Below are 24,992 nucleotides of genomic sequence, written 5' to 3'. Positions count from 1 at the left end.
CGCGTTTGGTACTTTCCTTCCCATCGACCGCGAAGCCCGCCCGCTCCAGCACCGCGGCACACAGCACCCCGCTCCTGAGTTCCTCGACATCACTCTTCTCCATTTTTACTCCCGGGCCCATCAGGTTCCGGCCTTTCCTGTTCGGTTTCCTTTCCCGCGAAGCCCGCGGGACCGGACCCCACGGCCGCTTGCGAGCGACGGGGGCAAGGGCGCGGCCCGCCACTGAGGAGTTTCGCAGGGTCAATGTGATTTCCCGGCCGCGGCGCAGCCTCCCTTGCCGCCGCTCGCTCGCAAGCGGTACCCCATCCCGGCGCAACGGCCCGCCAATCGGCAGGCGGCTGGAAAGCAGTCGGCGCAGCCCGGCATTTCTGACGGGGTGGACCGCCAGAAGCCGGCTCAATGAGCCGGCCCGATCTGGAATGGGTCGTATTCGTGAACGATCTCCAGGTCATCGCCAGGATCGACTTCATCGCTGCGGAGCACGCCAAACGCGTCGCCGGATTTGAAGAGGATGACGGGGACCATCAGGGTGCGGGCGAGGTCCAGGGCGTGGTGTTGAGCGAGAGAAAGATCGTTCGACATTTGCGGGCCTTCCATCTTTAAGCGAGGCCAATCCCCGCTCGATGGCTCCGTCAGTGTCGTGGTCCGGTCGCGATCACCGCGCAGGCGAAGCCGAAGCGGCCGCAGCTTGCTAGCGGACCCCTGAGGGTTGATCGTGGAAGATCGGAACAGGACCAGGAAAGCCATCACAGAAGAGCGGGGTTGGGTTGCTCCTATGGAAAGCCCCGGTGTATGCGGATCTTGCGAGCTGGATGTACGCCAAGGCTGTGTGCTGAGCTGGCTGGTCGTTCAGGTGAGCTTCCTGCGGCGAGCCCGTGCGATCGACCGAGGTCGCAACACAACATGGCCCGAGGCCGCTTACCAGCGGCGTCCGCTCAGCCACGGCTACACGAATAGGAGTGCCTTCGAACACCACAATCTCGCTCGGCCGCTGCGCCCCGCTCGATCTAAGCCAGCCGCCATTATTGTCGCTGAGGCGGACGGCAATTGAGCGATGAACCGACCCAATGCGCGTCCTGACTGTTCAGTCGCTGCGCAGGATTTTTGCTTCGAGCGCGGCTGCGACGAAAGCTCTGCGGGCGGCCGGTGGATGGCTCTCACCGCGCAATACCCGCAGACACGCGTCCATTGCTGTCTTGCGCTTTTCGGTTTCACGAGTGAGATCCCGCAGCAAAATAGTGGCCGCGTCATTGACATCGAACACAACACGCTCTGCGGCGTGACGGGTCACCTGGACTACGACCGGCCGCTCGAATCTGCTCAAGTCAGATCTCCCGGGGCGATGATGGACATTCTTCCGCCCTTTTCCGCGTTGGTGCAAATCTGGATGGAAGCCTCCAAGCGTAGCTACCGCAATGTCACCCCGACCTGTGAAACCCTAAGCGCGCAACTTTTTGCAGGCGGCAATCCACTGCATGGCGGAGATTGGATCTTCCAAGATGACGACCTGCCTGGCGAAATCGATAAAAGCATGGTGTGCGGCGCTTACGGGTTTGTGCCCATCGTCTGCGTCATAGCAGGCCTGAAGAGCGGTCTGGTGGATCAGATTTCTTTGATCCTCGGGCCAGTCATTGAGGAAATCGATGGCGTCCGCGAGGCTCGTAATCTCTTGTACGATGTAGGTCGCACGCTTCACGAAAATCGGGCTGCCGAAATCCTCCGAGTGCATGCGTTCCTCCCACTTGACGAATCCTCATTTCGGGCGGGCTTTCCGCCCGGCAATCATCGCAAATGTGCTGTCCGGACTGTAACCGTTCAAGGGGCTGGATTGAAGATTTCTCCTTGGCGCCCTTGCCTATGGAGCTGGCAGGGCAGGGGATTATAGGTGAGCAGCACAAGCTATTTTTCGAGCGCTGCCACGGTGCCGAAACGAAACTCATCCTGCTGTCCTCATCAATCGGTTGAACCGCCAGGCGCTTCTGCCGGAAGCAGTTGGAATCAGTGTAGAACCCGTATGTTTTGCCGATGCCACAATCATGTGCGTGCCTCGGCCTGCGATCTGGGAACCAGTGCTGCGCTGACTTTCATTGCATTCTTTGGCTTCCTTCACTAATGAAGGCAATATCCGCCGCTGTTTATAAAACCAGGAGAATTGCGTGACAGAAGAAGCCGAAAACAATACTGACGCCCTCATCGAGCTTACCGCCGAAGTCGTGTCGGCCTATGTGTCGAACAATCCAGTCCCCGTGGGCGAGCTCCCGGCCCTGATCGGCCAGGTGCATATCGCGTTGAAGGGCACGATCGGCGGCCCGGTCGCGGTGCCTGAGGAGCTCACGCCTGCAGTCCCGATCAGGAAGTCGGTCACACCGGACTACATCATCAGCCTGGAGGACGGAAAAAAGTTCAAGTCGCTGAAGCGGCATCTTTCGACTCACTATGGTCTGACGCCCGACGAATACCGCGCCAAGTGGGGTCTGCCGGCGGACTATCCGATGGTTGCCCCGAATTATGCCGCCGCGCGCTCAGCTTTGGCGAAGACCATGGGCCTCGGCAGAAAACCCGCTGAGGCCCAACAGGCCGCACCGGCAAAGAGGACCCGCAACAAGGCGGCCTCCTGATCGTCCGCTCGTTTATTGGCCGGTGCAGTTTGAAAGGCGGGCGATCCCGCCTTTCGCGGACCAACCGCTCTGACCTGCCTGGTGCTAAGAGACGATCAGCGCACTTTGCTGAGATTGCCGGCCGAGGACTTGCCGGTGCGGCGGTCCTGCTCAATTTCGTAATTGATCTTCTGGCCATCGGCGAGGGTTGAAAGACCCGCACGCTCGACAGCGGAAATGTGGAAAAAAGTCCGGGGCACCGGGCATAGATGAAGCCTGAGGACCCGACGCCGATTGCACAAAGCACTATTCCCGCTCTGTCTTGCAATCTGAACTTCAGACGGCTTCGTGACATAATGCGGTTTGGCCGCATTTTGCCAACGATTGCTGCGGACGTGGGGGCTCCGGACTGAGAGATCATTGCATCTCTTCTGTCGCCTCAGCATCGCGATGAAGCATGAAGGAGCCTTGGGGCAGATCGCCTTCCTCGAATGGCTTGTTCCCGATCGCCATTCGCGCAATGCCTCGAGCTAGCCTCTTCAGCATAAGGTCCACATTCTGTTGTCCTTGGTCCGCACGCCGGCCAAGATCGCGTATCGCTTCCAAGACGCTCTCGTTATTGGCATCCTGGAGGGCGGCCTCGACAACTTTGTCCCGCCACTCAGCGAACACCCCATCAAGGGGGTCGGCGTATTTCGTGTGCCGCCGCGCGTACACCGCGCGATTACTGCCTTTAAGAGACAGCCGAAAGCAGACACCATCGCGGACGGCGGAGGTACAGCGGCTGAAATTATCTTTGAAGAATTGCGCCGAGACATCGACAAGCGGCCCCTCCAAGCGGCGCTCGACAAAGTCAAGCACCATGAATGCTCCTTTGTCGGCATCGCGAATGTGGATCGGCCGCTCCTCTTCGATCGAACGCCGGCAGAGGGTCAAGAACTTTGCTTTTGCCGTCACCTTGCCGGCACTGATTGGGCCTGTCCGCTTCAATGCGGAAGGCTTCACTTTTGTAACCGCCCTTCTCACCAATTGCCTTGCAATAGCCATTAATCGCCTCCAATTAACCAGTCATTTTGACCGGTAAACACAACCGGTCGATTTGTCAACGTCGCTTTGATCTGGACTCGGATGGCTGCTGCACAGGAATGAGGCGGGCGATCATTCCTTCGGCAACGATCATTTCGCCTTCCGAAAAATAGAAGCTTTTCGGTGGGTATTTTGATTGTTATCCCGGCTAACACCGGTAAGCGCGGACAAGATTGGCTCTACGTCTCGGGCAAATTGCCCCGACCCGCCGATATTCTCAGGCTTCGCGAACTCGGTCGCATGGTAGCGTTTGCTGCGAGAAGACGTAGCTGCGCCAAAGGTATTCAGGGCGCCCCAACGCATCGTTCCTTTCAGCATAATCAATGCACGCTAGCCGCGCCCCAGCTGCGACCTTCAGAATCTGCGCCTCGGGGTGGGCATGAATCCCCATCGGCTCACCTGGCATCGGGTCTCGAATGTCAACAGCCAAACGGCCGTATGGCGCCAAAAGACGCGCCATCGTTCTAAAGCTCTCCCGCAGATCTTCGAGGTCGAATAGCATTAAAACAGCCGAGCAGAGAATAAAGTCGAATGGCGGAACGCTGTCGAAGTGAGCAAGCTTTGGCAGGCGATCATCGATCCAAGTTATTCCGCTGAAACGGTTCGCTTCTCCGATATGCCGAAACGCCAGAGATGGCTCGACCGCTGTGACCTGTAACCCCCGAGCTGCAAGCCCTCGTGCATCGCGCCCACTTCCTGACCCTATATCGAGGACCCGGCCTTCAGTCGGAAGGTGTTCGGAAAGATTTGGATGGACGACATCGAAGGTGACGGCATCGTATCGTGGCGCCAAATCAGCAGCCAGCCGGTCGTAGTAGGTGACAGAATCGAATGACCGTTCCGACTCCATCAGGGGGTCGCCTTCGCGCCGGCTTTGTTGGTGAAATACGCTGCTGGCCCGCAGCTCGTCACGAAGGAGCCAAGGGCTGCGAACAGCAGGAGTGCGCAGAAGGTGCCTACGATGATGAAATTTCTCCCGATCTCGCCTTTGCCATCGTAGCTGCGGATGTCAGCGAGCACCCGCTGCATCACATATCTCCGCCGAATGAGCGCGATGATCATCAGGAGATTCGAGATGCCTGCAAAAACAAGCAACATTGATCGCGCCCGATCACTGATCTCGAAGCTAGCAACAGCAAACCAAAGGCCGCCCGTCAGCGTCATTATTATCAGAGGCGATTGCCAGAGAAATCCGTTGAGCGAACGGAAATCCTCACACCGCTGTTCGTAAATCACCTTCTGATTAGGTGGTTCATTCGCTATACCGTTCGACATCTTAAACCTCGCCGTTCGATTCTCTCTAACATCGAATGGGGGCTTAGTGCGGGAAGATTTTGAAATGGGGCATCCAATCTATCTCGATGGTTTTGCGACCCTGCCGCTTGCGCCTGAAGCCCTTGAGGCGATGGTTGCTGTTTGGGCGCAGCCGGGTAATGCAGGTTCGCCCAACGTGTCAGGCGAGATTGCCGCGCGCACGATTGCCGACGGCCGCGGATCGGTTGCTGACCTGATCGGCGCCGCGGCAAACGAGATCACCTTCACGTCGGGTGCGACTGAAGCCAACAATCTCGCCGTGTTGGGCGTAGCACGCGCGGCTCGCAGATTCGAACCGAACCGGAAACGTGTCCTCGTTTCGGCAGTCGAACACAAGGCTGTCTTCGAGCCTGCACACGCCTTGCAGTCCGAAGGGTTCGACGTCAGCATTGCTCCCGTCGATCGTTGCGGCCGGCTTGATCTTGCCGAATTTGCGAGGCTCGTCGACCAAGATCTCCTCCTTGCATCAGTGATGATGGTCAACAATGAGACCGGCGTCATTCAGCCCGTCAAGGAAGCTGCTGCCTTGGCGCATGAGAGCGGCGCGCTCTTCCATAGCGATGCTGCGCAGGCCGCCGGCAAGATCGAGGTCGACGTCTTTGAGCTTGATGTCGACTACCTCACCCTTTCGGCCCACAAGTGCTACGGCCCGATGGGCATAGGCGCCTTGTATGTTGCTGCATCGGCGCTAAAACCGCTTCCCCTGACCTTGGGTGGAGGCCAGCAAAGCGGTCTGAGGCCCGGAACCGAACCGGTCGCACTGATTGCAGGCTTCGGTACGGCAGCTCGGGTTGCGAGAGCTCGACTTGAATCCGACCAGACGCACTGCTCGGCGTTGATCAAGCTCCTGCTTCAGACGCTTGAACAACGGCAACTTCGTTTCCGGCGGGTCAGCGGCGATGTGCCGACGGTCCCAGGCACCGCGTCCATTCAGCTCTTCGGCGTCGATGCGGACGAGCTCTGCGCCCGCCTTGCGCGCGACGTTTCTCTTTCAACGGGCTCGGCATGTGCGTCGGGACAAATCAAGACTTCACATGTTCTTGAATCTATTGGTCTTTCGGAAATAGACGCTCGTGGCGTTATTCGGGTCTTCTGTAATCGCTACCACAATTCGGAAGAGATATTAGAGGCTGCCAACCACATTGTTAAAGCTGCCGCGCTGTCTCGCCTTGAAACTGGAGAGCTTCACCAGTAAGGTCCCTTTCATGGGACGCGCTACGACAAAGATCGATTCGAGAGGGCAGTTTGCGGGACACGAGACGTTCCCGCTCCGACTGCTATGGCTGAAGAAAGCCTTCGATGCAATCGGCGACGGAGCCGATTCGAGAACATTTCAGGAACAAGATGCAATAACCCGATTTGGCGTCGGGCGCAATATGGCCGTGTCCATGCGCTATTGGGCTCTCGCCTCGGGCTTCTTTACTGAAGTCGATCGCATCATCTCTCCGACCAGCCTTGGTCGCGCCATTCTCTCTGACGAGGGGCTCGACCCCTACCTCGAGCAGTCATCGACGATTTGGCTCGTCCATTGGCATGTGGCCAGCACGCCTGCGATGACGACAACTGCCTACTACGCGTTCAATTTGCTCAACGCGATCGAGTTTGATCCGGTGGTGTTGCTCGACCAACTCATGACCTTGGTAGAGAACAACGAATGGCGGGCAACGCGCGGAACACTCAAGCGCGATATCGAGGTTTTCTTGCGCAGCTATGTGCGGCGCGCGGATACTCTCAATGAAGACGCGGCAGAGCCTCTGTTAGCTGAGCTTGCATTGATCCGGGAAGCTCGGCTTGGCGGCTGGTACGAGTTTGTTCGTGGCCCTAAGCCGGGCCTCCATGACGCCGTTTTCGCTTACGCGCTTGGTCAATTCTGGGAACGGTCGGGCGGCGCGACTACATTGACAGCTGAACAGATCTGTTATGGAGCAGGTTCGCCAGGCCGCGTTTTCAAACTCGACGAAGACAGCGTTGTTTCTCGGCTGATGCGGCTCGACGATCTGACTGCAGGCGCGTGGCAATGGGTCGACACGGCCGGTCTCCGTCAGATTCAGCGCACGTCCGAGTTCGATCCGACGACGGTCCTCTCTCTCGCCTATCCCCGCAAACTTCACCGTCAGCTCGCAGCATGAGTAAGCTTGCCAGTGTTGTTTCCATTGATCGCCGTTTCGCGCGATCGGCACGGCTCGACGCGGACCTGAACGGCACGCCGCCATTGGTCGGATACGTCTTGCAAGCAAGCGTGGCAAAAGCTCTGCGCACTCTTGGCGAGAGCCAGCGGGACCACCATCAAAGCGCCTATACGTGGACCGGTCCTTATGGTGGCGGCAAGTCGAGTGCTGCCTTGCTGCTTGCGAACCTCGTGGCCGGCACGAAGAAGAACCGGAAAATTGCTCGCGATATTGCGGGGGAGCCTCTTTCAACGCTGTTCAATCAGGCGTTCCCAGAAACCAGCGGCCCCTGGAAAGTCGTCGCCGTTACTGGCAGCCGGACACGACTCAGGGACGCTATCGTCGAAGCCGCACGTAACGCGCTCGATTGGTCGCCAGACGCCGCGACACAGTTCGCCGCAAGCGATGATCGTATCATCAAGGCTTTGATAGCGGGCGGCGAAGGCGCATCGAGCGGAACCCTCCTCATCCTCGACGAACTCGGCAAGCTTCTTGAGCACGAGGCACTCGAGGGCGGCGACGTCCATCTGCTTCAGGACCTCGCCGAGCATGCCTCGCGCAGCAGCGGCCGTTTGGTTGTCATTGGCATTCTCCACCAGTCGTTCGACCAGTACACGGCGCGCGCTGCGCGCGACGCGCGCCAGGAGTGGCGTAAGGTTCAAGGCCGCTACCAGGACATCGCGTTTCTTTCGGGCGCGGATGAAACAGTTGCGCTGCTTGGCAGGGCCATCGCGGCTGACCGCCCAAGTCATGATGTATCCGGCGCCCACGTTGTTGCTGAAGCGGTCGCCAAACGCCGTCCGACGGACGTGGATGTGCTGGCGGAAGCGCTTGCCCAAACATGGCCTCTCAACCCGGTTAGCGCGCTTTTGCTCGGACCGATCTCGAGAGCGCGGTTCGCACAGAACGAGCGAAGCGTCTTCGGTTTTCTGAGTTCGGCCGAGCCTTCCGGCTTCAAGGAGTTTCTGGATGCCACCGATCTTAAGGGCGGCACCTACGACCCCGCGATGCTCTGGGATTATCTTGCTGCTAACTTCGGAATGGCCCTTACCGCGGGTGTGGACGGCAACCGCTTCAGCCTCGCATTCGAAGCGATCGAGCGGGCAGGTGTCAAAGGAACCGGTCTGCATGTCGCCTTGACGAAAGCGGCCGCAATCATCGAGTTTTTCCGCAACGGTTCTGGCGTCGTGCTCGCAGACGACTTTTTGAGCGCGTCGGTACCCGGCTTCGGAATCAAAGCGGTTAGCGGAGCGATACAGGATCTCGTTGATTGGGCTATTCTGATCCGGCAGCCACGCCTTGGTGGATATGCTCTATTTGCCGGCAGCGACTTCGATCTTGAGGAAGCCATCAGCCAGGCTATCCAACCGGCGGATTCGCTTGAACTCACGGGCATTCCGCGCCGCGTCGGCTTGGGCTTTGCTACGGCCAAACGGCATTATTTCCAAAAAGGCGCGCTGAGGACTTTTGAGATAGCACTGCAGGTCGTCGGCCCGAACGACACGATCGAGTCTTTGACGAACGGCATGTTAGCGCGCCCGGTTCATGGCAGCGGCCTTTTGCTATTGCTTCTCGGCGACGGTTCTTTGACGACGAAATCCGTCAACCGACTGGCTCAGAAAGCGGCCAAAGCGCTGGAGACTGCGGAGCGTGTGATTGCCATAGGGGGGGCAAACGACAGCTTTGCCCTCCGGTCAACGGCTGCAGAGTTGTTGGCGGTCGAACGCGTTTTCCGTGAGCACCCGCAGCTGGAGGGCGACCGGATAGCGAGGCGGGAGATTGCTGCGAGACAATCTCACTGCATCGATCAGCTTCATCGCGCGCTCGAAACGGCGTTTGAGAATGCAAGCTGGTATCTGGCGCCTCAGCCGAGCCATGCTGTCCGCGCACCGTTGACGGTCGTTGCAAGTGCGCTAGCGGACGCCGGTTTCTCGAAGGCGCCGATTATCAAAAGCGAGTTGCTCCAGCGCGACAAACCATCATCGAATTCGATGGCGGCTTTGCGCGAGTTGGCTCATGCAATGGTTAACTCGTATGCAAATGAGCAGCTGGGAATGACCCAGTATCCTGCAGAGCTCGGCCTCTATCTTACCTTGCTTCGACCGTTCGGACTGCACAAAGAGATCAAGGCTGGCGTGTTTGGCTTTTCGGAACCGGACGATAGCCAAGAGGGGGCATCGCTCGGCCCTGCGTGGGAGGTAATCGACCTTGCGGGCGAAAAGCCTCTCGATGTTGTCTATGCGGAGTGGGCTCGGCCCCCCTATGGCATCAAAGCCGGTGTAATGCCGGTATTGGCGCTTGCCTACATGCTTGCCAAGCGCGAGAGCGTCGCCGTCTATATCGACGGGGTGTATCAAACAGCAATCGATGATGTCGTCGTCGACAAGCTTTTGCAGAAGCCCGGTCTCTTTCGTTTGAGGCGGATTGACCGGTCCGTGCGCGAAACCGCGTTCCTCAGTGGGCTCGCGCAGCTGCTCGGCGTCGACCCTCACGGGGCGTCATTGCCCGTCGCCGCAGCTCTCTTTCAGCGTTTCGAAGAGCTCTCACAGTTCGCAAAACGCACCACCAATCTTGATCCTTTGGCGGTAAAAATCCGCGGGATCGTAATGAAGGCAGACGATCCCGAGCGACTCCTATTTGACGCTCTTCCGGCTGCTCTCGGTGACGAGCTCGCCCCGGAGACCGTCTATCATGCCCTTCAAGGTGCCGAAGCGAGCTATCCGGCGCTTCTTGAGGAGTTGCGTCTGGCACTTGCAAAGGCGCTCGGCATCGACGCCCTGAGTTTCGCAGGAATTGCGGAACGTGCATCGCTGCTCAAAGGCCTGACGAACGATTACAATTTCGATGCATTTGCAGATCGCGTCGCAGCGATGGAGCTCGGGAAAGGCGATATCGAGAGCACTGTCAGCGTTCTATTGCACCGTCCCGCCCGCAATTGGTCGGACAGAGATCGGCAAGAAGCTTTGACGGAAATTGCGCGATACGGACGCCGTTTCCGGGAGCTCGAGGCTTTGGCGATCGTGCGAGATCGACGCTCCCAGACCGAGGCCCTCGCACTTGTCGTCGGCCTCGACCCGAAGACGCCGCCGTTGATGCGCAGCTTCGAACTGAGCGAAAGCGAAAAGGTAGCCGCGGCAGGAATCGCTGATCGCCTGGTGGCTTCGCTCAGATCAGAAAACAAGAGTGGACGACTGCAGCTTGCTGCACTGGCGCGTGCAGTCGCCATGATGGCAGCCGATGGCGAAGATGAGGTTGGCAGGCAATGAGTGGGGAACGTCATATTCTCGGTCTATCGGGAGGGCGCGACAGCGCGGCGCTCGCCGTTTATATGCGACAGCATCATCCAGAGCTGCCGATCGAATATTTCTTCACAGATACGGGTAAGGAACTGCCCGAGGTGTATAGCTTCCTTGATAAGCTTGAAGGGTTCCTCGGCCGGCCGATCCAGCGGCTTAACCCCGATCGCGACTTTGATTTCTGGTTGGACGAGTATGGCAATTTTCTTCCCTCGCCCCGCACCCGCTGGTGCACGCGACAACTGAAACTCCGGCCGCTGGAGCATTGGCTGCAAAAGGATCTGGAAAGCGGGACGATCGTCCACTCCTACGTCGCCATCCGCGCCGATGAGCCAAGCCGCGAAGGCTATCAAGCCACACACCCCAACATGCGGGTCCATCTTCCGCTTCGTGAAGCAGGGGTTGATCGTACCGGCGTCATCGAGATACTCGAGCAGTCCGACGTCGGTGAACCGGCCTATTACCAATGGCGTTCCCGGTCTGGCTGCACATTCTGCTTTTACCAGCAGAAGATCGAATGGGTTCGGCTCGCTGAACATCACCCAGATCGGTTTGCAGAGGCCGTCGACTATGAAAAGACTGCCTTGCGAGACGGCTCGCCGTTCACATGGAGCCAAGGTGAGAGTCTTACGGAGCTGATCTCGCCCGAACGAGTCGAACAGATCAAGTCGGATTACGAAAAACGCCGGGAGCGACTACGGCGCGGCCGGAGGGTCAACCCCCTGTCGGGCAAGACCGCAGAGACAATCGACGACGTGTACGGCCTTGACGAAGGGGCCGGCAGCTGCGTTGTTTGCCACAAATGATCATCGGGGGGTGATTACCGTAGAATCGCTTCGTCAATCTGCGCCGCGAAAGCCTCGCCATTAGCCGGTCGTATGGAAGCGCTGTGATGAAGCGCTTTGAATATTGGATCGAACAGTGTTTCTGGTCCCTTCCAGTCAGCTTGGGAAAGAACCCCCGTGGGGTGACTGCGGTTGACTACAAACCAGAATACCGACGCCAGCTGAAATACATCGGATGCCGCGTTGATCTGGTCATCTCGACCAATACTACGGTTATTTGCTTCTGGAGACATCCAAAACCGCGGACCGACGATTTCCCAATCAGGGGTCATTCTTTCTTCAACCGGCAGATCCAACATGTCACATAGACCGTAGTCGCTCAGAACCCAGCGATCCCCCATAACCAGGATATTGTCGGGCTTAATATCACGATGGACCGCCCTTCTATGAAGCTCGCCGAGACCGTGTGCGAGTCCGCGGAACTGAGCCAGAAAAATCTCATTCGGGACAGGAGCTCGTTTGACAAGCGATGACAGGGGCTCATTGGCCAACATCATGACGATAAATGGGATATCTTTGATCAGCTGCGATGAACGCGCCCTTCGCTGCTCACCATTTATGTTTCCTGCATCTTGATATGCGATTAGATGGTCGTGCCGGATCCCCTGAAGGAGGGTTTTTTCTCGATCGAAACGCTTTCGCCGATGCGCTCGTAGGTCGAGGAGAAACTTGACTGCATACTCGGTGCCATCCCCAAGGTCGGTACACCGATGTACAACCCCATTTCCGCCAGCAGCGATTCTCTCGCCAATCTCATATGTCTTTCCGGACGGGGTTCGCATCTCATCCGGAATAACAATCGTTTCTCTCGCTAAATTTTCGCCGCGGCCAGAGAATAGTAACGCCATTCAGGCCCTCGCCCTGCATCCGCGCATCCGCCAACAAGCGTTTGAGATTTGGAACACTTGAGTATCCACCGGCCAGTCTAATTCCCGTCCGTCGGCGGTATGGTTGTGCAGTGGTTCGCCGCATCCAATGCACTTTTCAAAAAGCTTGCCTTGGGCGCCACCTTTTTCCAGTTGAAGGGCGATGGACTCGAACTTTGATCGGGCAGTGCCGTCTGGTTTTCTCCCACGATAAGTTCCTTGCAAGACATCCATGAGAAAGTTCTTTCGCCAAGACCGGCTCGACACGCTATTGGCCTGCGACACACACTTTATGGCATACTCGCTCAAGACATCGATTTCAGACTCTGGCGCTATATTCGCGTCAAGTATTCTCAGATCTCCCCTGAGTGGTTCGAGATCCTTGCCTGTCAAACTATCTCCGGCATTCTGAAATTCGTATATCGTCAGAAAGAGGGAGTAAAAATCCGATTTCTGCCGGAATCGGGTCTTGGCTAACGACAACTTTTCAGAGACGAAAATGCTTTCTAGGTCATGTAGGACCGACAAGAAATCCTCTTTAACCTTAGCTTCTTCTTCGGGCTTCCATTCCGCATATCTGGAATAGAAGTAATCCAGGTCTCCCTTCTTATCTTGCGGCCCCTCAAGCATACCAGCAAGTATCTCAGACACGAATTCCACGTCGCCCATTCGCCTTCGCTGGCCGACTGTGAACACCCTTGAGGCATCAAGAAATTCGTTTAGAGAGAGGTCCGTAGAGAGCTCAAGGAATCTGCCTGGAAAGTCCGCTCTACGCAATTCTTGCCTATTCAACGGCATAGAGTACTTATTCACTCGAGAGTATACTTCTCTTACCTCCTCCTCTGTAAAACCCGTTGCTTCATTGTAGTCAATCTTGTATAGAAGTACGCTGTCCTTAACGTCTTTCGGAAGCTCACTAAATTTTTTTCCAAAGAATTCGCCAGAATATGGTTCATCTAGAGCGAATTCGTCTCTTAAAAACGCTAATATTGCTGAAATTCGCTGCTGACCGTCAATTACTTGCCTATGCGTGTGCTCGTTTCGGACCTCGTTCCAAAGAAACATCTTAGGCATTGGAACCTGCCTCAGAATGGTGTCGATAAGCATTATGCGCGCCGCCGGATTCCAAACTTCCTTCCGCTGAAAGGAAGGCCGCAATTCAAGACGCCCAAGAGAGTTCCAATCCCTTAGGTCCGAGATTGGATGCGGACTTGAATTCCACGTTCCCACCCTGTGTCTCCTTCATCAGATCGGCTATTCGCGACTCGTCGCACTATTTGATTTTTGATATTGCACCGACTGCCGCGTCAATATCTTCATCGGACAGGAATGGCGCTTGGGCGTATATGATCGCTGGCTCACCGCTGAGCCTTGCCGCAAGATGACCGAGCCCCAAGAGCTGTTCCGCTCCCTTTACGCCGAGTGCGATCTCGGATGTTCCGACGCTCGCAATCTTTAGGATCAACCTGTTGCCAAGGTTGTCACGTAGCTGCATTGGCATGACGTTCGCATCAGGCCGTTGCGCTGCGAAGATCAGATGCATGCCGGCGGCGCGTGCCTTAACGCCTAGGCGCGATACGTTGGATGTCACCGCAGATTTGTAATCTTCCGTCAGCATCCATTCCGCAAATTCGTCGTGGACCAGGAAGACGTATGGCAGCCGCTCGGAAGCCTCGACTTTGGAATTGAATGCTCGAATGTCTCGAGCCCCCTTGGCCCGGAACAGCTCATAGCGGCGCTCCATCTCTGTGACGAGACCCTCCATAACCTCAACCGCCCGCGTTTGGTCGACAATCACCCCGCCCTGCAGATGCGGCAGCCTCTCGATTGCCGCGTAGTCGACGCCCATCTTCGGGTCGATCAGGTGGATGTGTGCCAGGTCGCTGGGGTTGGTCGCAGCGATGTCGAGGAGGAGGGCTTGGATCAGCACGGATTTCCCCGACCCCGTTGCGCCCGCGACGAGCGTGTGAGGCTCATGCTGTTGTCCGCCGGCGAACGGGCCACCGAGATTTAGATAGAGTATATCGCCGTCTAGTTCCTTCAGGCCGAGCACGAAGGACGTATTAACTCCCGCGGCATTGCGATTGATTTCCCGTCGGCTCCAAACATCCCAAAGTGAAACGACCTGTCGCTGCGGCCGCGCTACGCCGACGACGATCTCGCCCGGCAATGGCGAAATCGAGATCAGCCTGAGCCCATGCGTCGTCAGAAGAGATGACTGTTTCGCTTCGATGTCTTCGACGCGCAGGCGATCCGACCCCATGAAACGGATCAGCGCAGCGTTTGGGGTCAGGCGCGTGCTCACTATCTTAGCCTGGAGATTGTAGCCGAGCAGCGCGGAGCGCAGCTTCTGTGCGGTACTTTCCAACCATTCACGTTCGTCCGCCGAGTTTTCGCGAGCCTTCCGAGCGCGAGCTTCGATAAGAGCGGCAATGCCGACATCGCCGCTGGCCCGAGAAATTCTGCCGACCGTCGGAATAGTCGTGTCGCTGCTCGGCAAGGCTGGAGCGCCCGATTGCGCGTTTGTCAGAGACGGCGCTGAGATGGGCGTCGGGTCTTCGTCCTTGCTTTGGGCCGAGACTGAGACGGACTTGGTTTCCGCGCCGGCTTGACCATCGTTATCCCCGATCACGACAACCGAAACATTATCATTTGTGCCCGGTTCTACCGCCTCAATAACGATCCCGCCTTCGGGATCGCCCTCGTCGTCATCTTGATCATAGTCGTGGCTAATGGGCTTTTCGCCCACAGCAATCAAATGCTCTTCTTTGATGGCCTTCGTCCAATCAACCCGCGGCGCCGGGTGACGATAACTGACCGAGTTCCAAGTGTGCTTTTCGCCAAGCTGGGCTCGAAGTTCAGTCAGGCTATGTTTCGTCTCGTAAGCCTTGATGAGTTTGCGAAGCCCCTCGCGCGTGAATGTTTCCTGGAGTCCCATCTGGAGTTCCGGCAACTCATCCTGCTCTCCCGTCGAACCGCCGTCGGTCGCTGGACCGGAGACGAAAATGTGCGAGTAACCGCGCAAATCGATCGGGACGACACCCCGGCGAATGCCGTCACGAACGCGTTCGAGAAGATTTGGCTGCCCCAGTGCTGCCGTACCGTCCAGCAGCAGATCGGAAATCCTAGAAAGCCAGAGGTCGCGATCGAGCCGGCCCGGATCGCCAAACAACGCATCGTCGATACGAGCAACGGTCTGGCGCAACTGGCTACGTGACTTGCGGCTCGCCTCCGCCAAACCGGCCTGGTCGACATATTTCGCTTCGGTCACGATGGTCCTGAGCTTCGGAAGACCATCCTCGCCGGTCGAGAGGCTGATACCAAGGATGTCGGCGATCCCCTCTTCTTTTTGCCCAAGCCATTCCGCGTAGTCATCGAGGAGAAACCAGGCAACGGCCGCGCGCTCACCAAGCTCTTCTTCGACAAGCGCTCGGCTCAACACCAAACCGATCAACTCGCCGGCCGAGACGCCCCGTTTGGCTGCCCGCAGCACGATATCGCCCGATATGGCATTGGCGTCTTCGATCATTCGCCGCGCGAGACCTGCAAGACGGTCGTCGTCAAGGCCCAAAGAGAGTTCCGCAAGCCGGCGCTTGACCAGCACGTGAAGTATTCGCAGCTCCGATGTCGACGAGACGACCATGTTGCGCCCGTGCGTGCGTTGGCGACGATACCGGATCACGTTGATCCCTTGGGCAGCAAGCTGTCGCTTGTCGAGAAGGTCATCGTAGGTGGCAACCCATTCCGCCAACTTATGCACCTCGTCGAACATCCCCTTCAGACCGCCATCCTGGAACGAGATTTGGCGAGCCGGGAGATAATGTTCGTCCGGGCCGTGCGATTGGCGTCGAACAACGTTTGCGACGGCATCGATATAGGACCAGCCGGCATCCGGCTGACGCGGGCACGTCAGGTAGTTCGTCGCCTTGAGCTCGTCTTCGGCGGTGACGCGCCGATACGACCAGCGCGCGGGCACGTGTTCCAGCAAGGAAGGATTATCCGGCAAGGCCGGAACCGAAAACCACTGTTCACGCGCTTGACGGGACACGACGTCGTGCAGGAATGCCACGTCTATCTCGCGTGCTCCGCCCGACTTTGATCCGCCTGCGACGTCGAGCATAACGCCGATACGCAGCTTCGACATGAAGTTCCGTGATGTCTCGCTGACCACAACCGCATCGGGATCATTTTCCGATCGCTCAAGCAGTTCGGTGTAGACTCCGGACAAGCGGGTCCGATCGCGGTGGCGAACCAGGACATTGCAGTGGACTTCTTCCTGGTCCTGCACCGAACTTAGCGCGCTCACGGTTGCGAGCGGCAAACCGGCCGCATCGCAATTATAGAGCATGATGCTGAGATTCGACCGCTCATGCGGTTGTAGATCGAGATAGCGTTCAAGCAGAGCGCGGATCTGTCTTGCGGCCTCCGATGGATCAACGTCCGTGGTCGCCTCAGACGGATCGCGGACCGGCCGCTCGACTAAACTATAGTCGTTGACCGTGCTAGTTTCCGTAAGCAAAACAGGTTCGCTCCCGTCATAGCCGACAGCGAGTTCGGGATAAAGCGGATGGCTGAGTTCGTCGCGGAGATCGCTAAAAAACAGACGCGAGTCACCAAAGTTCACATCGACATCGGACAAGAGATAGTCGGCCAAGCCGGCGACCGACCGCATTTTCGCGGCAACGCCGGCCAAGCGCAGTGGATGCCATGGGGCGACAATGGCTGATGGCGCGCTTCCAAGCACTTCGATCGTTCCGATCCGCAGCACCGGTTCCCAAATATCGCGGCGGTTAAGGTCACCTATGGCATTTCTGGCCAGGCTGTTCAGCAGCGCGCCGTAGGAGTCAGCCTGCGCGACCAGGGTAGCAGACGCGTACCCAGACGACTGTAATGATGTAAGCGCTCCAGTGTATAGGGCGGCGAAGTCCTTCCACGCCACAGCAATGTCGTCCGCGCCCGCCTGCGTGATCCGGCCTGCTACTTTTGCCTCCTTCAAGAGTTTTGGGAAGAGCTTCGCAAGGTCGATGCCGGTGCTCGTGCGCGGGATGAGAGTTCCGGCATCCTGTCCGAACGCCGGTTGCAGCGTTCCCGTATCACTGAGAGATACCGACTGGAGGGCGCCCTTTCGACTGACCGTCAGGCGCGCGACGCTGCTGCGTCCGAACGGTCGTTTAATAAGACGGCCGAGATCCTTCGTCAGTTCCAAACCGATTGCGGCTGGCTGGCCCGTCCACACGAGCTGAACGGTTGCCCGTTCGCGTCCGGCCGTTAGCGCCACGTCGAATTTGATCTGTAAGGCACTTCGTGCAGTCGATTCGTTCCGCCGGTACTTTTTTTGGCGTGCTTTCGCGCGATCGAGCACTTCTTCGTAGGTAAACAGATGGGGCACGTCCCATTCGACGGCTGCGCCTAAAAGCGCCGGCAAGCCTCGGTAGCGCAGGCCGAAATACAAGCCAACATCAGCATTGAGGTCGAGCCACTGATTGCGAGATCGACGGGCGGACTTGATGCTCAAAGTGCGTGGGCCGCCTCCGAGGGTCACCTGCCCAAAGAGACGCTCGATGACACGCAGCAAGCCTTCAAGAAAATCGGTGCATTCGATCGGGCGACCAAAGACGAAGCGCTCCCACTTGACCCTGACGGCCTTGTCTTGCGCTAGATCGTCCCGGTGAGCCTCGAAGAACTCGCGATCGTCCTCACGCGTCTCCTTCAGCGAGCGCCCTTTGAGAACGCGGAGGTATTCGTTGTCGGCTGCGCTTAGTCGATCGGGAAACGTGAACTCGAAGAAATTGATTGTTTCCTGAGCGAGCGACGTCTTCTTCAGCTTGATCCCTGAAAACAGCTGAAGAACGCTCTCAGCCTCCCATTCGAAGACGCTGAGCGCTTCTGCTTCCGGGCCCCAGCCTGGCGCGGCCTCGATGAAAGCTTCGATGGCAGGATGCACCTGCGCCGGGATATCGTCCCGCACCTCCGCGAACTGCTCTCTCAACTCTTCATTTTCGATGAGCTGGCGATTGGGGCGCTGTTTGACCATCAAAGGTTTGCGATCGGCGACGAGCTTTTCGAAAAGCTTCTTCCACCGGCGCGAGACTTCGCGATCGCGTTCGCCCAGCCCCAGGAAATAACCGCTGTCGCGCGGCAGGCGCAACGCCGGCAATGCCCATCCCAATGCGTCCGTGACCGGAACCGCATCGGTTTCAATCCGGGAGCGGGTCATGGCGACATAGGATGCAATCTGGTGAAGCGTCCAGTCATCCGCCGCGGTCAGTCCTTTCAACGCAGCGGTCCAGGTTGCCATCTGACTTTCGCTCAAACCAAGGCCCACGGCGGCTGCCTCTACCCAAGGCCCCGGCTCTTCCGTCAGCTGTTTCGCCCCGATCAGGGTCACATCGCCAAGCGATGCACCTTGGTCTTCATCTGTATTGGCAAAAAGCAGCGCGGGACGGTCGTAGTCGGCGTGCCGGATTGCCACCATCCGCTCGTCCGTCATCACGCTTTCCGGCAGGCCGTAGGGCGAAACCAGGCTGCGCGGCAACGCAATTTTTAGAAGCTCGGTCACTTTTGCGTCGGAGAGCAACGATTGAGTGATCGCAGCCACCTGCTCACCGGTCAGACGATCGAGAAGGTAGCGCGCCATGCCATCTTCGGGTGAGAGCGCGGCAAGACGCAAACGGATCGATGTCGCGCCGGCGGCGCCAATGAGATCAGAGGGGTTCACTCGGCTCTCGCTCTCTGGAATGGATTTTCGACGTAGGCGCAACTGTCGGATAAGCGCCTGAGAAGGCCTAGGCTCGCCAATCGCTCTTCAAGGCGGTGCGCATTGTCCGAAAAGTCTTCCTGATCTGCGGTCCCGGCATCGACAAACGCCCGTGCCTGCGCATCCCCGATGACGATCCCGTACCGCTGATGTAAGCGGGCTAGGAAGTCTTTGAATTCAAGCCTGTTGTCGACGCAGGCCACGACGAGGGTCTTCAGCAACCGATCGGTTGGCGCATAGCGCACGCGCCGGCTCGATCGACGCGATGACAATCCGATGGCGCGCGACCAGGTCGCATGAATTTTGCCGACGTGCTGTTTATGACGGGTCGTGGCCTTCTTGAGCAGCTCGTCAAGCAGTTGCTTCGGATCGCCGACCGTTTCGTCTTCGTCCCCGTCTGGCCATCCGAACTCACGCTGCATCAGGTCACTGGCCCTCCAGACGGGGTCGTCAGAGGCAACGGCAGCCGTCCAGGTCGGCGTCTCGGCGAGACGCATGATAAAGTGCCCGATCGCCAATTGCGGCAGCATATTGTTTCGTTGATAGGAGTCGGCCGACAGATCCCGCACAACGGACTTTTTTGGCGAGACGATCTCGCAAACGAGTTCGACAGGAGAGTGGTCAAGCAGCTCTCTTGCCCGATCGAGTTGATAGAGAAGCAGATTAAGGCCAGCGGTCGTCACAAGGTGCGGAATTGCGTCGTGGCCTGGAATCGGCAACTTCAGGATCGAAAGCCAATCTTCCGCCATGCGATCGAAAACAGGATGCTGCGAACACGGCAGATAGGCACCCCCACGTTCTGCCTTGGCGAGCTGGATATCTCCTTGGAGCGCTCGCGCCATCGCATCATAGGGTGCCGGTTGATCCAGAAAGCGAGACGTCAACAATACGCGAAGCTCGTCAGCGTGCTTGCTCCTGCTTAACATGAGGTAGAGGATCTCGCCGGTGCGGGCGAAAAACCGACGATCGTTCGACACGCTGCCATTCGGCTTGACGTTGACGTCTTCAAAGAGAGAATAAGGCCCAAACGGGAAGACGAATTTGGAGCTCCACCGCTTGTTGCTCGACCCTTCAATCGCTGAGCCTTGAAGGAAGTTCAAGACGGCCGCGAAATCGTCGAAAGTTTCGAAGCGGTCGCGTAGATAATTGAAATCAGGCTTGTCGATGCCGCCTGCCGTTTCCGCCATCTTATCGAGCCAAAGCGACCAAGCCGCATCGTCTGACCCTGCTTCGGCGCGAACAGTCATGACATGGGGATTGTTGAACACCAGGTTGCGCAGGCGTAGCTGAAGCTGGGGCTTATACGAGAGGCTGTTATAGGTTGCCTCGCTCAGTGCCCGTCCTTCACGGTGCTCCGACAGGAGCACCGTCAGAAACTCCAGGAATGTCAGCCACGGTGACTGCTCATCATGAAGGCGGTGCCCCCAGATCGCTTCGTCAATCCAATAGGCAGGCCCTGTGCGTTCTTCGAACTGGGTGGGGCGATCAAGAAATTCCATTGTCATACTCGCACGATCACGCGTCGCGGCTGAGCGCGGCCATCGGAATTGATATCGATAAATCGCAGAACGAGTTCTCCGTCTGCCGCCACATCGTCGCCATCGAGCTTGCGGCGGTTTTCAGTCTCCCGCAGCAGACGCGCTTTGAAGGCGAGTAGATCTTCGTGACACTCAAGCGAGAAACTGCTGGGCAGAGCACCCTCGGCGACCCGCCCGAGGAACTCGAATCTGGTCGGCGACAATGCCAGGAACACGGGAGGAATTTCGCCGCCTCGCACCAGCTTCACTGAGACTCCGAAGTTTCGGCCGGCTTTGTCAGGGACAATGCTGACCTCTTCGCCGCTCGCTCGAGGCACCGAGATAATCTCATCGAGCAGCGGACTGCGCTTCGACTGCGAAAAGCTGCCAGACGTCGCAAGCACAAGCTCGTCCTGGTTCTGAACCAGCATCCCCGTGAAGATACGATTCAGCCCGCGGACGATCATACTGACCGCCTGCCGGGGAGCGGTTTGTCCCGCGGAAATTTTTTGTGCCGTTTCGAGGTACAGGCCCGCGTAACGAAACACGCTGAGGTCCCAGAGATCATACTCGTCTATCCTGGATTCTGGCATCGTAAAGAACAGGCGCTGCCGCTGGGCTCGAAGCGCTCCAAGGAACGTGGCGCGTTCGCTGGCATCAGCGCCCTCAAGATATGTGCGTTGAGCGCTGGTAAAAGCGCCCGTCGCCCCGTACACAGGATCCGAGACGACAAGCTCATCGTAGTCGGCCTTATAGGCCGGATCGTCAGCGCCGTAGACGAGCAGGTTGTCAACGCGATTGCTCGTCTCCGCACCGATGCCGAACGCGTTGAGCTTCCGAAAGAGCTCCGTCTTCTCGGCCCTGCTTGGCTTCAGATTTTCGCCGAAAATGTTGCGATAGATGCTCGCGAGATCGAGGTGTCCGGCGTCCTGAAGCGCAGGCACGTCGGCGCATGCCATCAATCCGTCTCGGGCGTGGGGATGGCCGAGGAGACTGTTGGCGATCAGGGCCAAGAGTTGACGCACCGGAAAATGGCTGCCGTTGCGCTCGCTGAGTTCAATGATCGCCGCTAGTCGCCTTTTGAATGGATCCTCTTCGCCGACGCCTATGAGCCGTCGGCGATTTTCGAAGATGGGACAGATTGCGGCGTCGCTGCGAGCGGAGCAACTGTCACACCCCTGCCAACCTTCATGCTCGGTTATCGCCTCGATGATCGCCGTGACCATCTGGGCCGCCGGAGATCGACTGAGGTCTCTCAGTTCGAGCCTAATTCCCGTGTCGTTCGTCACCCCCGTTACCAGGAGGTCTTCGACAACCTGGCTGGCCCGTTCGGTGTCAGGCGTCTTCGGCGCCGACTTAAATTTCTCGAGGAGCTGCCCGTGATTGGCGGCAAGAAGGTAGAATGTTGAGGTGGCTGGGTTCGCGACGTCGGCCGAGAATTCCACGATCAGCGACGCACTTTCATCATAGCGCAGTTCGCTCAAATCTTTTACGACGACAAGCGAGCGGCCATCGCCAAGGTCCAGACGCTGGACCTTGTCGCCTTGGTTCCAGAGGTTCGCGTCGCCGCCGAGCTCGATCCAAACCTCTCGGCAATGATATGTTTTTCCATCACCCGCAGTGCCGGTGATGATGAATGACCCTGGAGAAGGGGAGCGAAAATTTTCAACGAGCTCGTCCCGAAGTGGCGCGGGGAGTGTGATCGGCCGGATCTTGTGACGTCGCAGCGCGCGCTGGATCGTCTCGTCATACATATTGTCATTGGTGGGGATCGGCCCGTAATTTCTGAGAAACCTGATCCATGCATGTATAGATGGCGTTTCCGACACGCTCCGCCCCCCAAGATTTCGGCAAAGTTGTAGACGAAGTAATGATTCGTGCGGCTAATTTAGCAGCAGTCACTGACTCGAATACAGAGCATTGTTCAGTATCGTTTCGGACCTTGTCACCCACTCACAGACTTCGGAAGGGCGCTTGAAGACCGCGCGGGGCGACTATCGGTAGCCTCCAGACGATGACCAAAAACTCGGTAAGCGCTGCCGACGATTCCCGCATCTTGCCTTATTTCCAATTTTTTTCCCGTCCCGGACGTGTTCGAAGCCAGATACGATACAACTCTTCCTAGAAAACTAACGCGGCGATGAAACGCAGTCATAAGACGCCCCACGCCCGAAACCTTCCCCCGCCCGTCATCTCGCGCAAATCGAGCTCACTGACCAGGTTCAGCGCCCCCTGCTTCGACACCTTTAGCGTCTCCTGGATCATGCCGGTGAAGACAACCGGACGCGACAGCACCAACTCGACCAGCCTCGGCAACTTGGAACTGACTCGGCGTTGTCGCAGCCGTCGCTCCATCTGGATTTTCGCCAGCATCAGTCGGTCATGCTTCCTTCAATCCAGCCATTGCCGCTTCCTGGATGGCGTACCTTCTGCATTTGTACGGACGGCTTGCGAGGTGTGCGACACGTCGATACACTGCGATTCTATCGACATGATTTGACGATCTGTCGATGCCGACGACATATTCGCCCGGCATGTCGATCGCAGAAGGCTTGATCGACATGCCGTTCCGTCCGGACCGCTCCTACAACGACCTCCCTCCCCTGCCTCCACGCGAGGATGTGGAGACAAAGGTGGTGCTGAAAGCCTGCATTGCGGCGCGCGCAGCACTCGCGGAACTCCGTGTGTCTGGACAGCTCATCCCCAACCCAGGCGGTCCTGATCAATTCGATTCCACTGCTCGAAGCGCAAGCGAGCTCGGAGATCGAAAACATCGTTACCACGACCGACAGGCTGTTCCGCTTCGCCAATGAGGCCGGCAACCGGGCCGATCCTGCCACGAAAGAGGCCTTGCGCTATCGCACCGCCCTCAACGAAGGTTTTCAGACGCTCACACAGCGCCCGGTGTCGACGTCCACGGCGATCGCCGTCTGCCGGACCATCAAGGGCGTCGAACTGGATATCCGCGCGACACCGGGCACGGCTTTGATGAACGATGCGACCGGCGCGGTCATTTACACCCCACCGGAGGGGCAGGCGCTGCTGCGCGAAAAGCTGGCGAACTGGGAACGCTATATCCATGAGGCCGAGGACATCGACCCGCTGATCCGGCTCGCCGTGATGCACTACCAGTTCGAGGCGATCCACCCTTTTACCGACGGCAACGGCCGAACCGGACGCGTGCTGAACCTGCTCTACCTCGTCGACAAAGGCCTGCTGGACATCCCGGTGCTTTATCTCAGCCGCTATATCATCGGCAACAAGCGCGCCTACTACGATCGGCTTCTGGCCGTCACGATCGAGTCCACATGGGAGGACTGGATCCTCTACATGCTCGAAGCGATCCGAGAGACGGCCAACTGGTCGACGGCGCGCATCCGTGCCATCCGGGACCTGCTCGATCAAACCGCGGAGCGCATCAGGCACGACCTGCCGAAAATCTATTCGCGAGAGCTGGCCGAAGTGATCTTCGTGAATCCCTATTGCCGCATCGGCGATCTGGTGGCGGCCGGCATCGCTAAAAGACAGGCGGCATCGGTTTATCTGAAGACCCTCGCCGAGCACGGCCTGCTGCAGGAGATGAAGGCCGGTCGGGAAAACCTCTACATCAATCCAGCCCTACTCGCTCTTCTCAGCGACCGACTGCCAGCGAAGCCTGACCGATGAAGCCTCATGGTCGGCCTCATCGGTCAAGAACCTGCTCGATCGGGCGCGCCGGCTTGGTTTCGCCGGGGAACCGCTCGCACCGTGGCCGGTTCCCCACGGCGTCATCCCCACTGCCGGACAGGGACAGGCCTCAGTTTACGATCCGCGGCTGACGATCAAGATCTTCGCTCCCCTTGTACGCGGCCCAGGCATCGGCTGGAACGGCGCTGCCGGCACGCGTCAGCCAATCCGCACGAGCGGCCTGGCTAAGAGAGTTCCACCACACCATCCCGGCGGTTTCATCGGGCGTCGGTTCCCGGTCGTGTTCGTTTTTCATATCCTCGATGCTCGCATATGGCGCTCTTTCCAACAAGCGCTGCAGCCACTGTCCAACGCCGGGGCGCCGATCAAACCCGCTAGGCTCATCATGATCCGCGCCCCGGCTTGTCGAGGCTGCGGCGCAATGCATCGCTAATTTCCAGTCGCGATTCGGTGCGAACGACCTTCCCCGCCATTTCCAGGTCGACGGCAGCGGCTTCAGCTCCGTTACCGGCGGCTTTCGACGCCTCAAGCTTTGCCCGCAGCAGGGCCATGATCATCGGCCAGACCGAGAACTTTCCGGCCTTGGCCCGATCCGTCAGGCTGCGCAAATAGCCGCCCGCGCTATTGATCTGGTCTTGCCGCTGGTAGATCGCGGCAATGGTGATCGCCGCCTGCTGCTCACCCAACGCGGTTCGCGCTTCCTCCCAGGCGCTCGGGCTGATGCCCATGGCCGGCCTGGCAACCTCGGCGGCAGCCAGAAATTCGCGCCAGTTACGAATTCCGCCGCCGCCCTTCACCAGCCAGAGCATGTTCGGGCAGGCATCCAGCACGATTCCCAACGGCAGTTCGCGCCTCGGCA

Annotated in this window: 21 protein-coding genes and 1 pseudogene; 6 read left to right on the top strand and 16 right to left on the bottom strand. The window is 58.2% G+C overall.

All coding sequences use genetic code 11. From position 1 onward, the window contains the following. Window positions 1-396: 396 nt before the first annotated feature. The 3 genes from O7A70_RS31970 to O7A70_RS31960 form a co-directional block, all read right to left on the bottom strand. The gene (locus tag O7A70_RS31970) at window positions 397-582 is read right to left on the bottom strand and encodes a hypothetical protein (protein WP_337143908.1); all 186 of its coding nucleotides are present in this window, start codon (window positions 580-582) and stop codon (window positions 397-399) included. A 502-nt stretch (window positions 583-1,084) separates the two neighbouring features. Beyond that, a complete protein-coding gene (locus tag O7A70_RS31965; protein WP_337143907.1) occupies window positions 1,085-1,324 on the bottom strand; it encodes a DUF982 domain-containing protein in 240 nt (79 codons plus the stop codon). A 114-nt stretch (window positions 1,325-1,438) separates the two neighbouring features. Beyond that, on the bottom strand, window positions 1,439-1,729 hold the full coding sequence (locus O7A70_RS31960; RefSeq protein ID WP_337143906.1) for a DUF982 domain-containing protein: 291 nt from the start codon (window positions 1,727-1,729) through the stop codon (window positions 1,439-1,441). 427 nt (window positions 1,730-2,156) lie between these two features. On the opposite strand from O7A70_RS31960, the gene O7A70_RS31955 reads away from it, so the two are divergent. Next, window positions 2,157-2,618, top strand: a complete 462-nt coding sequence (locus tag O7A70_RS31955; protein ID WP_337143905.1) for a MucR family transcriptional regulator — start codon at window positions 2,157-2,159, stop codon at window positions 2,616-2,618. Between the two features lie 95 nt (window positions 2,619-2,713). Here the strand turns inward: O7A70_RS31955 and O7A70_RS31950 are convergent. The 4 genes and pseudogenes from O7A70_RS31950 to O7A70_RS31935 form a co-directional block, all read right to left on the bottom strand. Further along, window positions 2,714-2,845: pseudogene (locus O7A70_RS31950) on the bottom strand (cold-shock protein); the annotation flags it as partial. A gap of 169 nt (window positions 2,846-3,014) precedes the next feature. Beyond that, window positions 3,015-3,644 (bottom strand): hypothetical protein, encoded by a 630-nt coding sequence (locus O7A70_RS31945; RefSeq protein ID WP_337143904.1) that lies wholly within the window; start codon window positions 3,642-3,644, stop codon window positions 3,015-3,017. A 256-nt stretch (window positions 3,645-3,900) separates the two neighbouring features. After that, window positions 3,901-4,533, bottom strand: a complete 633-nt coding sequence (locus tag O7A70_RS31940; RefSeq protein ID WP_337143903.1) for a class I SAM-dependent methyltransferase — start codon at window positions 4,531-4,533, stop codon at window positions 3,901-3,903. After that, window positions 4,533-4,958, bottom strand: coding sequence for a hypothetical protein (locus O7A70_RS31935; RefSeq protein WP_337143902.1), 426 nt, complete (start codon window positions 4,956-4,958; stop codon window positions 4,533-4,535). Before O7A70_RS31935 ends, O7A70_RS31940 begins: the two co-directional genes overlap by 1 nt. A 64-nt stretch (window positions 4,959-5,022) precedes the next feature. Here O7A70_RS31935 and O7A70_RS31930 point away from each other — a divergent pair, with 64 nt between their 5' ends. Genes O7A70_RS31930 through O7A70_RS31915 form a run of 4 tightly spaced genes read left to right on the top strand, consistent with a single transcriptional unit; the run spans window position 5,023 to window position 11,267 of the window. Further along, window positions 5,023-6,192 carry a cysteine desulfurase family protein gene (locus tag O7A70_RS31930; RefSeq protein WP_337143901.1) on the top strand — a complete coding sequence of 390 codons (1,170 nt, stop codon included), beginning with the start codon at window positions 5,023-5,025 and terminating at the stop codon, window positions 6,190-6,192. Continuing rightward, entirely contained in the window at window positions 6,167-7,126 is a 960-nt protein-coding gene (locus tag O7A70_RS31925; protein ID WP_337143900.1) for a DUF4007 family protein, read from the top strand. Before O7A70_RS31930 ends, O7A70_RS31925 begins: the two co-directional genes overlap by 26 nt. After that, the gene (locus O7A70_RS31920) at window positions 7,123-10,431 is read left to right on the top strand and encodes a hypothetical protein (RefSeq protein WP_337143899.1); all 3,309 of its coding nucleotides are present in this window, start codon (window positions 7,123-7,125) and stop codon (window positions 10,429-10,431) included. The genes O7A70_RS31925 and O7A70_RS31920 overlap by 4 nt, the downstream gene beginning before the upstream one ends. Beyond that, complete coding sequence (locus O7A70_RS31915; RefSeq protein WP_292332166.1) at window positions 10,428-11,267, top strand: phosphoadenosine phosphosulfate reductase family protein; 840 nt, start codon at window positions 10,428-10,430, stop codon at window positions 11,265-11,267. The genes O7A70_RS31920 and O7A70_RS31915 overlap by 4 nt, the downstream gene beginning before the upstream one ends. A 14-nt stretch (window positions 11,268-11,281) precedes the next feature. Here O7A70_RS31915 and O7A70_RS31910 read toward each other — a convergent pair whose 3' ends face one another. The 7 genes from O7A70_RS31910 to O7A70_RS31880 form a co-directional block, all read right to left on the bottom strand. Next, a complete protein-coding gene (locus O7A70_RS31910) occupies window positions 11,282-12,154 on the bottom strand; it encodes a protein kinase domain-containing protein (protein ID WP_337143897.1) in 873 nt (290 codons plus the stop codon). Further along, the gene (locus tag O7A70_RS31905) at window positions 12,155-13,402 is read right to left on the bottom strand and encodes a DUF262 domain-containing protein (RefSeq protein WP_337143896.1); all 1,248 of its coding nucleotides are present in this window, start codon (window positions 13,400-13,402) and stop codon (window positions 12,155-12,157) included. 43 nt (window positions 13,403-13,445) lie between these two features. Continuing rightward, on the bottom strand, window positions 13,446-18,890 hold the full coding sequence (locus O7A70_RS31900; RefSeq protein ID WP_337143895.1) for an FtsK/SpoIIIE domain-containing protein: 5,445 nt from the start codon (window positions 18,888-18,890) through the stop codon (window positions 13,446-13,448). Then, complete coding sequence (locus tag O7A70_RS31895) at window positions 18,887-20,428, bottom strand: hypothetical protein (protein ID WP_337143894.1); 1,542 nt, start codon at window positions 20,426-20,428, stop codon at window positions 18,887-18,889. The genes O7A70_RS31900 and O7A70_RS31895 overlap by 4 nt, the downstream gene beginning before the upstream one ends. A 2-nt stretch (window positions 20,429-20,430) precedes the next feature. After that, entirely contained in the window at window positions 20,431-22,200 is a 1,770-nt protein-coding gene (locus tag O7A70_RS31890) for a hypothetical protein (RefSeq protein ID WP_337143893.1), read from the bottom strand. Window positions 22,201-22,597: 397 nt separating this feature from the next. Further along, entirely contained in the window at window positions 22,598-22,819 is a 222-nt protein-coding gene (locus O7A70_RS31885; protein WP_337143892.1) for a helix-turn-helix domain-containing protein, read from the bottom strand. A gap of 7 nt (window positions 22,820-22,826) precedes the next feature. Further along, window positions 22,827-23,009: a hypothetical protein gene (locus O7A70_RS31880; protein ID WP_337143891.1), complete on the bottom strand. Its 183-nt coding sequence runs from the start codon at window positions 23,007-23,009 to the stop codon at window positions 22,827-22,829. 89 nt (window positions 23,010-23,098) lie between these two features. Here O7A70_RS31880 and O7A70_RS31875 point away from each other — a divergent pair, with 89 nt between their 5' ends. Then, window positions 23,099-24,112, top strand: a complete 1,014-nt coding sequence (locus O7A70_RS31875) for a Fic family protein (protein WP_337143890.1) — start codon at window positions 23,099-23,101, stop codon at window positions 24,110-24,112. A 130-nt stretch (window positions 24,113-24,242) separates the two neighbouring features. On the opposite strand, the gene O7A70_RS31870 is transcribed toward O7A70_RS31875, so the two are convergent. Together O7A70_RS31870 and repC are read right to left on the bottom strand one after the other, a co-directional pair. After that, entirely contained in the window at window positions 24,243-24,428 is a 186-nt protein-coding gene (locus tag O7A70_RS31870; RefSeq protein ID WP_337143889.1) for a hypothetical protein, read from the bottom strand. An 88-nt stretch (window positions 24,429-24,516) separates the two neighbouring features. Then, the coding region (repC, locus tag O7A70_RS31865; RefSeq protein ID WP_337143888.1) for a replication initiation protein RepC at window positions 24,517-24,992 on the bottom strand (476 nt) is incomplete at its 5' end.

The organism is Mesorhizobium sp. Cs1299R1N1 (assembly GCF_037179655.1).
Lineage (GTDB): Bacteria > Pseudomonadota > Alphaproteobacteria > Rhizobiales > Rhizobiaceae > Mesorhizobium > Mesorhizobium salmacidum.
Note: the sequence above shows the minus strand (reverse complement) of the source record. Positions and strands in the feature narration are given on the sequence as shown.